Origin of the sequence: Nonomuraea sp. NPDC049684 (genome assembly GCF_044465345.1) — a bacterium.
Lineage (GTDB): Bacteria > Actinomycetota > Actinomycetes > Streptosporangiales > Streptosporangiaceae > Nonomuraea.
In genome coordinates this window covers 521619-534448 of sequence record NZ_JBITLO010000005.1, presented here as the reverse complement: position 1 = coordinate 534448, position 12830 = coordinate 521619, and the positions used below count along the sequence as shown (strand labels likewise).

Genomic DNA, 12830 nt, shown 5'->3' with positions numbered 1-12830 from the left:
TCAGGCCGAGGGGGCGTCGACGAAGGCGATCTCCGGGGCGCCCCCGTGGTCGAACGGCAGGACGAACCGCTGCGGCCACGACAACACGCCCTCCAGCCAGCCCGCGCCCATCGTCTGGCCGACGTGCCTGATCCTGGCCGACGCCTCGATGCCGATCGCCACGTTGGTGATGTCGCGCTGGACGCTCTCGTTCTCGTCGTCGCCCAGGATGACCCGCCAGGCCAGGGCCCGGTTGTGGTCCACCTCCATGGACAGCGGGTGGTGGCGCAGGGCCTTGGCGCGGTGGCCGAGCAGCTCGGCGTGCACCAGGTCGGCCGTGCCGTTGCCGTTGGGCTGGCGGAACAGGGCGTACTCCATGGGCGGGGCCGGGCTGCGCAGGTTGGGGGCGGGCTGGCCGTACGGGAAGAGCCGGTCGACCTCGTGCAGCCAGCGCACCTGCGGGATCACCCACGACGCGCCCGGACGGTCGCCGCCGGGCTCGGCCCCCGACAGCAGCCGCGCGGCGACCTCGGCGGCCTTCTCGGTGAGCAGCGCCGGGTCGAACCAGCTACGCAACGACCAGGCCCGCCGCTGGACGGCGCGTTCGACCAGCGTGGCGAGCAGGCACTCGCGGCGGCGGGCGGGCAGCTCGCCCCAGGAGGCCGACAGGGCGCGCGGCACGCCGGGCAGCGGCCGGTTGCTGACGAAGGCGAGCACGACCGTGTCGCACCAGATGCGCAGCCACGCCCAGTCGGGCCCGTCGGCGAGCACGTCGGCCTCTCTGAGCTCCACCAGGGTGCACGCCTGGCCGGTCCGGCACTGCGCCCCGCACGCGGCCGACCTGCGCCCGCGGATGGGCGGCTGAGGGCCCGGCAGCGGCTTCTCCCGCGACTCGCCCAGCGGCACGCGCACCCGCAGCGGCCGGTCCATGCCGTCGGCGAAGACCGCGGCCGAGCCCGGCTGGAGCGAGACGACGTGCCTGGACTGCTCGTCGCTGAGGTTCATGGCCGCGCCGACGAGCTTCCTGTCGTCCTCGGCGGGCAGCCGGTGGACGACCTTGAGCGCGGTGTTCTTCACGACGTCGGAGACGAGCTTGGTCGGGATCTGCTCGGCCACCACGATGCCCTCGCCGTACGCCCTGATCTCGGCGAGCAGGCCGGCCAGCAGCTCCACGGCGTGCGTGGAGGCCCGGCCGTGGCCGCGGTCGCGCAGCAGCCGGTGGGCCTCCTCGATCACGATGACGTGCCGCAGCCCGGCGGACTTCTCCTTCCTGGCCCGCATGCGCAGGTGCTCGACGATCCGGATGATCAGCGTGCCCATGAGGAACGCCTTGTCCTCGTCGTTGGCGACGTCCTCGATGGCCAGGACGACGTTGCGCTCCAGCAGGCCGCCGATGTCGGCCGGGTGGCCGCCCTCGAAGAAGCGCCCGGCCGAGCCGACCCGCAGCGACCGCAGCCGGAGCGAGATGAAGCCCTCGACGTCGGCCTGGACCTCGCGGCCGTAGCCGATCTCCTTGATGACGTCCATGGCGTGCTGCTGGAGCTGTTCGAGCGTCGGTACGCTGGGCGGGACGTTCGAGCCGGGCACGGCGCCGCCGGTCACGACGTCCCAGCCGGTGGCCTCGTAGACCCGTTGCAGGGACAGCGACATGATCTGCGGGAACGGCTCCTCGGCGTCGAAGGCGGCCATGAACAGCGCCCTGATCATGTCGATGTGCGCCTGGACGGGGTAGCCCGGCTCGGGTTCCAGCGGGTTGACGCTGAGCGGCACGCCCTCGGGGGCCGACGGGTTGATCACCGTCACCGGGTCGGCGATGCGGCCGGCCATGGCCGCGTACTCCGACTTGGCCGGCTCGATGGCCAGCCACGGGATGCGCGCCTCGCTGAGCTGCTCCAGCAGGTGCCGGACGGTCTGGGACTTGCCCGAGCCGGTCGCGCCGGTGACGAAGGCGTGCCTGTTGAGCGTGGCCAGGGGCACCCGGAAGCTGCCCACGCCTCTGTCCTGGCCGTCGAGGATCTCGCCCAGCTCCAGCTCGCCGCCGTCGGCCTCGGACGTCACGTCGAAGAAGCCGGAGTCGAGCACGCGCACGCCGGGCACCTCGCGCCTGGGCAGCCCGGCCAGCGCGGCGAGCGCCCCGGCGGTGGCCGCGAAGGGCGCGGCGGCGCCGTCGGCCGGGTCCTGCATGGTGATGGCCAGGGCCTCCGACAGCGCGTAGACCGCGCCGTGCGCGCTGCGCAGCCGGTACGGGTGGTGGCTCATCTCGACCGACCCGACGAGCACGGGCGCGATCTGCCGCAGTTCCTCGGCGGTGGCACCGCCGGCCAGCACGCGCACGTTCCACAGGCCGGCCTCGCGGAAGGCGTCGAGCTCCTGCATGCGGCGCTCGGCCCGCTCGGCGTCGAACCGGGAGCGCTCGGAGGCGTCGCCGTACTGCCGCAGGACGTTGAGCTGGGTGCGCAGGTGCGCCACCTCGGCGTCGAGCAGGTCGGTCGGCTCGGCCACCACGAGCCAGGCGAACGGCCGCGACATGAGCGTGACCAGCGTCGACTCGAACAGCGTGGGCCGCTTCAGCTCCTCGGGGTCGGACCCGGAGAACTCGCGGCCCCGCCCGCCCAGCGGCGGCGCCTGGCGGCCGGGGCACGGCGTCCAGACCAGGTCGGCGAGGTCGGCCAGGTACTCCTCGTCCAGCTCGACGCCCCGCGCGCCGCCCGGGAACAGCAGCGGCTGGGGCCCGGTCGGCAGGCCGGGCACGTCGGTCGCCCGGCGCGGCTGGCGCGGCGGCGAGAGCGGGCCGGCATTGGTGATCAGTTCGAGCGGCGCCCCGGAACCCCGCGACAGCCACCCGATGACGAACGGCCGGTCACGCTGCGCCGCCGACAACACGGCGGGCAGCACGGTGACGAAATCCCATTCCGCCGACGAGCTTCGCGAGGGTGCGGCGATCGACTGGATCCGATACCAGGGCCCGCTCAGCGAGACACTCGGCTGCATCTTCAATTCCCCCACAGTCGGTTCTCAGTAAAATCCCGCTGATCGTCAGCTCCTCACCACGCCCTTGACCAGGTCATTGCCTGCCCTTGCGCCAGTCAAGGCGTGGCGGTGGTGGCCCGAGGTTGGGCGGCGGCTCCTCGCCGTCGTCCTTCGCCTCCAGGGCCAGCACGGCCTCGCGCACCTCCTCCAGGTCGCCGAGCGTCGTCTTGGGGAAGGTGAGGATGGCCGGGTTGGCGTCGGCCAGCCGCACCCGCCTGCCCTGGGCGGTCGCGTCGGTGACGATCACGGACGTCGTGGGGAGCTGCTGGAGCTGGTGCGGCTCGACCAGGAACTCGCGCGAGCGGTGGAGCACCCGCTCGGTCTCGGAGATCTTGTCGGCGGTCCTGCCCCACTCGGTGGACTCGGTGATGTCCTCGGCCAGGTCGGCGTGGCCGTCGCCGCGGTCGTGGCGGGCGTCGTCCACCTGGGAGATGGTGGAGGTGTAGCCGCCGTCGAGGCCCGGCAGGGCGTCGCTGATCGTCTCGGTGAGCTGGGCCAGCTCCAGCCGGTGCTCGGTGCCGACGTGCTCGCTGGCGACCCGGGCGTCCTCGGCGTTGCCGAGGCGCATGAACGCCACGGCCGCGTGGCCGCGTCCCAGGCGCTCCTTCACGGTGGGGGTCAGGCTCCGGTACGTCAGCACCAGCCCGGTACGGGAGGTCTCGCACGCGTCCATGAGCCGGTCGAGCACGTCGCCGCGGAGCTTGTCGGCGCCCGCCACGATGATCGTGTGGTACCAGGGCCGGTCGGAGGCGGGCGACTGCCGCAGGATGTGGGTGAGCGCGGTGGCCACGTACGTGCCGAGCACCCGGTTGCCGAACACGCCCGCCTGCCGGTCCATGCTCACCACCCGCAGCCGGGCGGGCGGCAGCCGCACCGCCTGGGTGCCGAGCGTCTCCAGCTTGCGCAGCTGCGACTCAAGCGCCCAGGCGCGCTCGATCACCACCCGGTCGCTCACGCCGCGGCCGAACAGCGTGCCGATGCGTTCGAGCTGGGTGGCGGTGATCAGGCCGAAGCGCAGGTCGTCCCGCGGGTCGCCGACCTGCGCCAGGGCCCGCAGGGCGGCGGTGACCTGGCTGATGGTTGCGTTCTCGCCGAGCACTTCGAGCACCCGTTCCAGGATGGCGTTGTCGAAGCTGAGGTCGCGGGTGGTGCGGTGCTCCTCGCTCACGCTCACCACGTGGGCCAGCACGTCGGCGAACGCCTCCGGCTTGAGCGTGGCCCCGAGGTCGAGCTTCGGCAGGTCGACCGGCAGCACCCAGACCAGCGGGTCGTCGCCGCCCTTGCGGGCCAGCTCGATCAGGTCCTTGGCGATCGCGCCCTCCGACAGGTCGAGCACGGTGAGGTGGCCGCCGCTGTAGAGCCGGGTGGCGCCGAGCAGCGTGATCAGCGCGGACCAGCCGGGCAGCGTGCCGCCGGCCACGTCGATGCGGTCGATCTCGTCGGGGACGGCGACGGCGTACCAGGTGAGCTGGCGTTCATGGCGCTCCTTCGACTCCTGCCAGTCGCGGTAGCGCCGGGCGTGCTCCTCCTGGGCGCGGAACAGCTCCTTGTCACGTTCCTGACGTTGCCGGTCGTCCCTGGCCTGCTGTTCGAGCACCCGGTAGCGGACCGCCCGGTCGCCCTGGAGCAGGGCGTAGGTGCAGATGCCCGCCACGCCGCCGGCCGCGACCAGCCCGAGGAGCGCGAACGACCAGCCCAGGTAGCCGCTGACCGCGGCCACGAGGATCAGCGCGGACATGGTCAGGCTGATGGCCCGGATGACGCGTACGGGCCGGTTGAGCATGTCCTCCTGGAGCCGCTCGCGGCGCAGCGCCTCGGCCGCCGCCCGGCCGGACGACTCGGCGTCCGGCGCCGGTTCCTTCTCGGGCGAGGGACGCTTGGGCGGCGGCCCCGGGTCGGGATGCAGCAGGATGTACTGCCACCCCAGGTAGATGCGGTCCGCCTGGAGCTGGGCATGCTCGGGATGCACGTCCGCCACGTGACCCTCCGGCCGCGATATGTCGTTAGTTGCAGGGGCCAGCCCTTTTCCGCTCCGTGACAGCGTATGAGCTTCCACCCCCGTAGCGGCAGGGTTCGCGGCAATTCCACCCGCCAGAAGGGACCATTGCGGCAGATGGGGCAACCGTGACCTATTACCATCCATACCCATGACGGAACCCTCCGGCGACGGCACGAGGCAGCGACGCCCGGTGGCGGTGCCCATCCTGGCCCTCGTGGCGGTCACGGCCGTCGGCATCACGGCCTTGCTGGGCGGGCTGAACGAGGCCCCCGACAAGGGCCCCGACCTGCTCGGCCAGGGCGCGACGCTCGACCAGGGCCGTTACTCCACGCGCTTCGTCGAGTCGCGGGTCAAGGTCGAGCGGGCCAAGACGCAGTTCGACGAGGACAAGCGGTTCGTGGAGCTGGTCTTCGAGGTCACCAACAAGGGGGACGAGACCTCAGGCGTCGGCGTGCCCCCCGACCCCGCCCAGCCGGACAAGGCGTGGCTCGGCACGTCCTTCGCCGACTCGCTGGTCTCCATCAGCCCCAAGTTCTCCAAGGAGTCGGGGCCCTTCGTCTACGCCCTGGACAAGGGCGACGAGACCCGGCAGCTCCACCCCGGCGTGACCAGCCAGGTCCTCGTCCGGTACCGGCTCGGCGCGTCGGAACGGCCACCGGACAAGATCACGTTCGACGTGGCCGCCTTCGAGTACATCTCCGGCTTCCAGGACGAGCGGCTGCGCTGGCAGATGGTCGCCAAGGAGAAGGACGACAAGTTCTACCCCGAGGTCAAGGCCCGCGTGACGCTGCCGGTCAAGGCGGGTGAGGGGGCATGACCGCCACCCAGCCGCGCTCCTCCGCCGTCCCCGAGCGCCCCGACCGGCCCGGCCGCGGCGCCGGACGCGGGCCGGGCGGCTCCAGACTGCTCAACGCCTGCGCCGGGCTGCTGCTGGCGGCCGCCGCCGTCGGGCTCCAGACGTTCCACCTGTCCGCCAACGAGGCGAGCGCCCGGGTGACCTACACGGGCGTCAAGGGCGAGGACGTGGACGCCAGGCGGTTCACCGTCCGGCTCGACTCGTTCCTGGCCACCAAGACGATCCAGAACAGCGACGAGACCATCACGACGGACAACCTGTTCCTCGTGGTCAACGCCTCGGCCAGGTCGAGCCTCAAGCCGTACCACCTGGGACAGCCGCAGCTGCTGACCGAGGACGGCAAGAAGTTCACGGCCACCGACCGCGTGGCGAGCCCTCTGACGCTGGCGAACACCTGGGTGCAGCCCGACATCTGGGTCAGCGGGCGGTTCTTCTTCGAGGTTCCTCCATCGGCGCTGCCGGGGGCGCGGGTGGTCTTCGGGCTGCCGGCCGAGATGCTGGTGGAGCCGTTCCAGCCGGAGGTCGAGATCGACCTCGGGCTCGACGAGGAGGCCGCGCGCAAGCTCGCGGCCTCGCCGCAGGCCGTCTACTCCACCGTCAAGAAGTGATCGCACTGTGAGCACGAACGAGCGCGACTGGTTCGCCCCCAGGAACGACCACCACTCCGAGGACCCCGCCCCGGCGCCCTCGGCCTTCCCGCCTCCCCCGCCTCCCGCCTCTCCCCCCGCGCCCGCCGACCCGCCTGCGCCGCAGACGCAGCCCGGAGCCGGGCCGATGCCGCCGTCGCCGCAGGCGCCGCTGCCCCCCAGGCCCCGGCGCCGCCGCACTGGCTCCCCGCGCGACCGCGCCACCCCGCCGCCGGCCCGCCCCACGCCGCCTCCCGGCTACGCCCCCGACCCCTCGGGCCCCGTTCCTTCAGGTCCCGTTCCCTCGGGTCCCGTTCCTTCAGGTCCCGTTCCCTCGGGCCCCGTTCCCGCCGGCCACGCGGCTCCCCCGGCCGCCCCCGCCGGAGCGCCTCAGGGACGTGGCGGCGCGCAGCATCCCGGCCCCGGGCGGGGGCGGTTCGTGCATCCGGACCAGCAGGTGTGGCCGCCCGCCCCGCGCGAGTCCTCAGGAGGCAGCACCCAGCCGCTGCCCGCCATCCGGCCCGGCATGACGCCGCCGTCCCCGCCGTCCCCCCAGCGGCCCACCGGCGCGGCCGCCGTGCCGCCCGTGCGGCAGCCGACGGCGGCCCCGCAGGACGCCCGGCCGCCCAGGCGCGGCCGGCTGGTCCTGGTCGCCGTGGGCGCCGCCGTGGCCTCCGTCGTCGCCATGGGCCTCAACACCTACGACGGCTACCGCTTCTACGACACGACCGTCACCGACGGCATCAAGATCAACGAGGTCGCCGTCGCCCCCGGCCAGTCGGGGAAGGTGCACGAGATCGAGTGGAAGGCCGCCCTGAAGGCCGTCCAGGCCCCCGAGGGCAGCAAGCACGGCCCCGAGGTCACCTGGCTGAAGGTGGACATCACCCAGAAGCTCCTCGACGAGTCCAGCGCCACCATGACCGCCCCGCCGGACAAGGTCAAGCTGGAGGACCGCGCCGGCCGCACCTGGACGGTGGAGTTCACCCCGGGCGACCGCCCGACGGACCGGCTGGAGCTGGGCAAGGAGTACCGGTTCGAGGGCATGGCCATCGTGCCGACTCCGGTCAAGGACGAGGTCGAGCTCTCCTTCAGAGTCAGCGACTACCGCTCCGACACCCCGACGGCGGACTTCTTCAAGCGGGAGAAGGCCGGCAAGCCGGAGGCGGACGTGCTGCGGTTCACACGTCGCTGAGCGGCTCGCCCTTGAGCCGGGCCCGCGTGGCGGCCAGGTCGTACGTGGCCGCCAGCAGCGCCATGGTGAGCACGGTCACGACCAGCCCGCGCACGAACGTCACGGGCCCCTCCTTGTACGCCCACGCCCACTCGGCCTGCGAGCCGACGAGCGTCACCACGGCGCGCTCGGCGTACTCGGCGCCCACGGTGAGGGCGACGTAGCTCAGGCACATCATGCCGAACAGCGGCGCGCCGCCCTTGGCGATCATCCGCAGGGAGTTGGCCAGCGGCAGCCAGCGGTCCCGGAAGCCGCCGGTGAGCTGGTCGAACGACCTCTTGGTGAGGTCGTGGCTGTCCTCCAGCCGGTCCACGCCCCGTTCGAACCGGGTGCCCTTGACCAGGCTGCGGGTCTCGTCGGAGTAGGCGCCGAACACCAGCATCGCCACGGTCAGCCAGGCCAGCGGGACGGCGACGCCGTCGATGAAGAACGGCCAGAAGTCGCCCACCGCGCCCGTGACCGTCTTCCACAGCGGCACGCTCTTCTCCGCCTGCTCCACCAGGTCCGCGGTGCCGGCGACCACGCTGCGGTGCTCCACCCAGTCCGAGCGCAGCCCGGCGATGGCGACGGTGGCGTTCAGGCCGTAGAAGACGAAGGCGAACTCGGAGAAGGCGGCGCCGAAGCCGTACAGCTTGCCCTTGCCCTGCTCCACGAGCTTGGCGAACAGCCACTTCAGGCCGAACAGCACGACCATCGCGCCGAGCGAGACCCGCCAGTCGAGGTCGGTGAGGCCCTTGCCGACCTGGGTCTCCTCGCCGAACCAGGCCGCCGACGTCATGTCGTAGAAGTGGTGGTTCAGGTCCATCTTCTGGAGGGCGCGGGCGTCCTCCACGTGCCAGCCCCACGACAGGTAGAGCACCGCGAAGGCGGGGGCCACCCGGTCCAGCACCCGGAAGAAGCGCTCGTCCTCGACGCCCTCCTCCCTCCTCGCGCGCATCTCCCACAGCGCGCCGCGCAGGGTGTAGAGCATGCCCGTGGTGACCGTCAGCACCGCGAGGACGATCAGGGTCAGGAAGGTGACCGTGCCCACCAGCCGGAGCTGTCGCAGGTCGCCGTAGGCGAGCTCGGTGGCGGCGTACAGCAGGACGAAGCGCACGACCTGGCCCGCCGCGTACCAGAGGATCAGCGGCAGCGCGCATTTCCCCGCGAGGCGCAGGGCGTGCAGGGGCAGCGAATACGGCGACGGCATCCGCTGAGCCGGCGTAGGCCCAGGTCGGGGCGGGGCCATCACACCTGTCGATCCGGACATCTGCTGAATCGTAGCGGTCTGTCCCTTACGCCGCAGCAGCAACCCGTGGACAGCCTGTGGCCAGGGTGTTTCCAGGCCATTCCTGAGCACTGGCAAATGCCGGAATCGACGATTCGGCCCCCGCGAGGCGGTCACACCGGACGAGCCTTGCGGCACGATGGCGTTATGGAGCCGCTGCCCGCGTTCGACCAGGACCCCGCCGTCGTCGGCGACCGGCTGCGACGGCTGCGCCAGGCGCGCGGAGTCTCGCTGTCCGAGCTCGCCAAGCGGGCGGGCATCGGGAAGGCCACGCTGTCCGGCGTCGAGACCGGCACCCGCAACCCCACGCTGGAGACGCTGTGGGCGATCACCGCGCAGCTCGGCGTGCCCATCGGGGCGATACTCGACTCGCCGCCCGAGCCGCAGACCATGCGCGGCGCCGCCATCGAGGCCGACCTGCTGGAGGTCTTCGAGGACGACAGCGTCACCTACGAGCTCTACCGCGTCCGCGTGCCCCCGGGCGTCACCCAGACCTCGCCCGCCCACCACAAGGGGGTGAGCGAGCACGTCACGGTCTTCACCGGCACGCTCAGCGCCGGCCCGATCCACGAGCCGCTCACGGCCGGGCCCGGCGACCACATCTCCTGGCTCTCCGACGTCCCCCACGGGTACCGCGCGCACGGCCCCGACGTCGTGCGCGCCACCCTCCTGATGCGTTACCCGACCAAGCCCTCCGCCTGAGCGGGCCGGCAGCTTCGGCACGGCCGGTAGCCGGCCGCCCTGGCCTGGGCGAGGCTGCGGAAGCCGTGCCGGTGCGCGGGGGTGATCCGGCGGGCGTTGTGGCAGGTCGGGAAGCACACCACGCCGGTGGTGTCGCTGGCCAGGTAGAACACCCGCTCCCCGGCCAGCGCGCGCACCCGGTCCAGGTCGACGCCCTCGGCCAGCAGCAGCCGTTCCTTGGCCGCCCGGCCGAACACGTAGTCGCCGGTCACGCCGTCGGACCTGACGACCCGGTGGCACGGCACGAGCAGCGGCACCGGGTTGGCGCCGAGCGCCGTCCCCACCGCCCGTACGGCCCGGGGGCGCCCAATCTGCTCGGCCACCCACGAGTACGGCCGCACCTCGCCCCTCGGGATCGTCCTGACCGCGTCGAGCACGTCACGCTGGAAGTCGCTGACGCCGCGCAGGTCCAGCGGCACCTTGCCGAGACGGCCGGTGCGCAGCGCTGGAACCAGCCCCGCGGGCGGCCGGTCGGCGGCCAGCAGCGGCCGGCCGAAGCGTTTCCTGAACGTGGCGGCGAAGTCGTCGCCGGCGTGCACGTACGCCACGCCCTGGTCGGTGAAGGCCACCCGCAGCTCGCCGATCGGCGCGGGCACGCTCACCCAGCGGGCGGCGATCCGGTCGAGCAGTCCGGCGGGCGCGTCGGTGGCCAGCGCGGCCAGCCCGGCCAGCAGTGAGTCGTCGTTCATCGGGCACCTCCCAGTTCGCGCAGCCGCCGCAGCCCTCGCGACACGTGCGACTTGACCGTCCCCTGCGGAATTCCGAGCACGGTGGCGATCTCGCTGACCGGCAGGTCGACGACGTGCCTGAGCACCACGGCGGACCGTTGTTCCTCGGGCAGCAGTGCGAGCAGCTCCGACAGCTCGTCGCCGGTCTCCCTGCGGACCGCTGCCCCCTCGACGTCCTGGGCCGGGTCGGGCTCGTCCACGGGCTCGTCACGCAGGTCGGGCGGCGGTTTGCGGGATCTGGCCCTGGCACAGTTGCGCCAGATGTTCATGAGGATCGTCATCAGCCAGGCCCGCGGCTGCAGCGCGGCCACGCGGTCGGGCTCGTAGCCCGCCAGTGCCCGGTACGCCCGCAGGAAGGCCTCGGCGGTGAGGTCCTCGGCGTCTGCCCAGCGCCCGCTCAGCCGCAGCGCGGTCGAGAAGACCAGGCCGCGGTGGGCGGCGTACAGCTCGGCGAAGCCCTCGTCGAGGTCGTCGAGGAGCGCCTTGCGCACCGGGTCGAGACAGTCGGTTCCACTCACGCCCTCTACAACACCGCCGCGCCCGGTTTCGTTGCGCCCGTCCGGAACGGGAACGGGGCCCGTGTCCGGTGTGGACACGGGCCCCGTCTCGGCGCCGTGGTGGGCGCTGTCTGGGCTCAGTATGGGCTCAGCGTGGGCTCAGACGGCGACCGCGAGCTGGGAGACCTCACCCAGCCGGGCCTCCACCTGAACGTCGCGGGTGACGCCGCCGCCCGCGATGATGCGGACGGTCCAGTCGCCCGGCGCGGCGAAGAAGCGGAAGACGCCGTCGTCGGAGACGACGACCTCACCGGTGAACTCGCCGGAGTGGTCGAGCAGCCGCGCGTAGGCGGTGGTGGCGCCCGTCACCACGCCCTGGATGACGGCCTGGTTGGACAGATCGATCCCGGCCGGCAGCGCGATGGTCTGCTCCGGCGCTCCGCAACCCTGTGCAGTGGTCATCAGCGGGCCTCCCCCAGCTCGATCGGCACGCCCACGAGCGAGCCGTATTCCGTCCACGAACCGTCGTAGTTCTTCACGTTGCCCTGGTCGAGGAGCTCGTGCAGCACGAACCAGGTGTGCGCCGAGCGCTCGCCGATGCGGCAGTAGGCGATGGTGTCCTTGCCGAAGTCGACGCCGGCCTCGCCGTAGAGGGCGCGCAGCGCGTCGTCGGACTTGAAGGTGCCGTCGTCGTTCGCGGCCTTGGACCACGGGATGTTGCGGGCGGTGGGCACGTGGCCGCCGCGCTGGGCCTGCTCCTGCGGGAGGTGGGCCGGGGCGAGCAGCTTGCCGGTGAACTCGTCGGGCGAGCGGACGTCGACCAGGTTGAGCTTGCCGATCGCGGAGACCACGTCGTCGCGGAAGGCGCGGATCGCGGTGTCCTGCTCCTGGGCGACGTACTGGGTCTTGGCGCGCTCGGGCACGTCGCGGACCAGCTCGCGGGAGTCGAGCTCCCACTTCTTGCGCCCGCCGTCGAGCAGCTTGACGTCCTGGTGGCCGTAGAGCTTGAAGTACCAGTACGCGTAGGCCGCGAACCAGTTGTTGTTGCCGCCGTAGAGCACGACGGTGTCATCGTTGGAAATGCCGCGGTCCGACAGCAGGGCCTCGAAACCGGTCTTGTCCACGAAGTCGCGGCGGACCGGGTCCTGCAGGTCCTGCCGCCAGTCGACCTTCACGGCGCCACGGATGTGGCCCTTGTCATAGGCGCTGACGTCTTCGTCGACCTCGACGAGTACGACGTTGGGGGTGTCGAGGTTGGCCTCGACCCAGTCGGCGTCCACCAGGGCGGCGGAGCGGCTCATTGGGAAACCTCCATTTTGGCGGCGGGCAGTAGACGGCGGGTGAGCAGGTACGTTTCGCAGCCGAGGCAGAATCCGAAGGCTGCGTTGAGGAAGGCGGCGAGGAGAGCCGCGGCCGTGGCCCCGAGGGCCAGCGGTGTGATCCCGGCGGCGAACCCGGCCAGCCCCGCGACCGCGAAGAGCAGCCCCACCCCCTGCGCGAACCGCGGCGGGCGGGCGTCTTCGGTCTCCTTCGGCGCGCTCCTGACGAGCGCCTTGAAGAGCATCGTGTACGGCGAGCGGCGCACGACCCCCAGCGCGAAGACCGCCGCCTGGACGGCGAGCAGCCACGCGCTGCCCGTCACGAGGACGAGAGCGAGGACCAAGGTGGTGACGGCCGCGCCGAAGCGCAGCGCTCTGGGATCAGCACGCATCGCGGGATGCTCCTGAAGGGGTCGGATGGGGCGGACCAGATGTCCGCGGTGACCGTCCTCAGGCAGCGCGACAGAGCGCGGTGGCGACGCGGCAGAAATCAACCGCGCGCCGCTTCGTGAGCAGCTCTGTCGACGGGTTCATAGCGACGACCCTACTCGTCGTCT

At 72.3% G+C, this 12830-nt stretch carries 13 protein-coding genes; 4 read left to right on the top strand and 9 right to left on the bottom strand.

Features of this window, described 5'->3' with window-relative positions; translation table 11 throughout:
• Both ACIBST_RS19830 and ACIBST_RS19825 read right to left on the bottom strand, forming a co-directional pair.
• Window positions 1-2970: an ATP-binding protein gene (locus ACIBST_RS19830; RefSeq protein ID WP_397173360.1), complete on the bottom strand. Its 2970-nt coding sequence runs from the start codon at window positions 2968-2970 to the stop codon at window positions 1-3.
• A 73-nt stretch (window positions 2971-3043) separates the two neighbouring features.
• The gene (locus ACIBST_RS19825; protein ID WP_397173358.1) at window positions 3044-4987 is read right to left on the bottom strand and encodes a hypothetical protein; all 1944 of its coding nucleotides are present in this window, start codon (window positions 4985-4987) and stop codon (window positions 3044-3046) included.
• A 169-nt stretch (window positions 4988-5156) separates the two neighbouring features.
• Here ACIBST_RS19825 and ACIBST_RS19820 point away from each other — a divergent pair, with 169 nt between their 5' ends.
• The 3 genes from ACIBST_RS19820 to ACIBST_RS19810 all read left to right on the top strand — a co-directional run bounded on the left by ACIBST_RS19820 (window position 5157) and on the right by ACIBST_RS19810 (window position 7682).
• A complete protein-coding gene (locus ACIBST_RS19820; protein ID WP_397173356.1) occupies window positions 5157-5825 on the top strand; it encodes a hypothetical protein in 669 nt (222 codons plus the stop codon).
• Window positions 5822-6472 carry a hypothetical protein gene (locus ACIBST_RS19815; protein WP_397173354.1) on the top strand — a complete coding sequence of 217 codons (651 nt, stop codon included), beginning with the start codon at window positions 5822-5824 and terminating at the stop codon, window positions 6470-6472. The genes ACIBST_RS19820 and ACIBST_RS19815 overlap by 4 nt, the downstream gene beginning before the upstream one ends.
• Window positions 6473-6929: 457 nt before the next feature.
• Window positions 6930-7682 carry a hypothetical protein gene (locus tag ACIBST_RS19810; RefSeq protein ID WP_397173352.1) on the top strand — a complete coding sequence of 251 codons (753 nt, stop codon included), beginning with the start codon at window positions 6930-6932 and terminating at the stop codon, window positions 7680-7682.
• On the opposite strand, the gene ACIBST_RS19805 is transcribed toward ACIBST_RS19810, so the two are convergent.
• On the bottom strand, window positions 7669-8910 hold the full coding sequence (locus ACIBST_RS19805) for a hypothetical protein (RefSeq protein WP_397173350.1): 1242 nt from the start codon (window positions 8908-8910) through the stop codon (window positions 7669-7671). The genes ACIBST_RS19810 and ACIBST_RS19805 overlap by 14 nt on opposite strands.
• Before the next feature lie 225 nt (window positions 8911-9135).
• Here ACIBST_RS19805 and ACIBST_RS19800 point away from each other — a divergent pair, with 225 nt between their 5' ends.
• A complete protein-coding gene (locus ACIBST_RS19800) occupies window positions 9136-9690 on the top strand; it encodes an XRE family transcriptional regulator (protein ID WP_358289368.1) in 555 nt (184 codons plus the stop codon).
• On the opposite strand, the gene ACIBST_RS19795 is transcribed toward ACIBST_RS19800, so the two are convergent.
• The 6 genes from ACIBST_RS19795 to ACIBST_RS19770 form a co-directional block, all read right to left on the bottom strand.
• The gene (locus ACIBST_RS19795) at window positions 9666-10418 is read right to left on the bottom strand and encodes a methylated-DNA--[protein]-cysteine S-methyltransferase (protein WP_397173347.1); all 753 of its coding nucleotides are present in this window, start codon (window positions 10416-10418) and stop codon (window positions 9666-9668) included. The two genes, ACIBST_RS19800 and ACIBST_RS19795, sit on opposite strands and share 25 nt — an antisense overlap.
• Window positions 10415-10975 carry an RNA polymerase sigma factor gene (locus ACIBST_RS19790; protein ID WP_397173346.1) on the bottom strand — a complete coding sequence of 187 codons (561 nt, stop codon included), beginning with the start codon at window positions 10973-10975 and terminating at the stop codon, window positions 10415-10417. The genes ACIBST_RS19795 and ACIBST_RS19790 overlap by 4 nt, the downstream gene beginning before the upstream one ends.
• Before the next feature lie 138 nt (window positions 10976-11113).
• Window positions 11114-11416, bottom strand: coding sequence for a DUF1416 domain-containing protein (locus tag ACIBST_RS19785; RefSeq protein ID WP_357706203.1), 303 nt, complete (start codon window positions 11414-11416; stop codon window positions 11114-11116).
• Window positions 11416-12255 (bottom strand): sulfurtransferase, encoded by an 840-nt coding sequence (locus tag ACIBST_RS19780; RefSeq protein ID WP_358289377.1) that lies wholly within the window; start codon window positions 12253-12255, stop codon window positions 11416-11418. Before ACIBST_RS19780 ends, ACIBST_RS19785 begins: the two co-directional genes overlap by 1 nt.
• Window positions 12252-12665 (bottom strand): DUF4395 domain-containing protein, encoded by a 414-nt coding sequence (locus ACIBST_RS19775; protein WP_397173344.1) that lies wholly within the window; start codon window positions 12663-12665, stop codon window positions 12252-12254. The genes ACIBST_RS19780 and ACIBST_RS19775 overlap by 4 nt, the downstream gene beginning before the upstream one ends.
• A 58-nt stretch (window positions 12666-12723) precedes the next feature.
• The gene (locus tag ACIBST_RS19770; RefSeq protein WP_350668905.1) at window positions 12724-12807 is read right to left on the bottom strand and encodes a putative leader peptide; all 84 of its coding nucleotides are present in this window, start codon (window positions 12805-12807) and stop codon (window positions 12724-12726) included.
• Window positions 12808-12830: the final 23 nt, after the last annotated feature.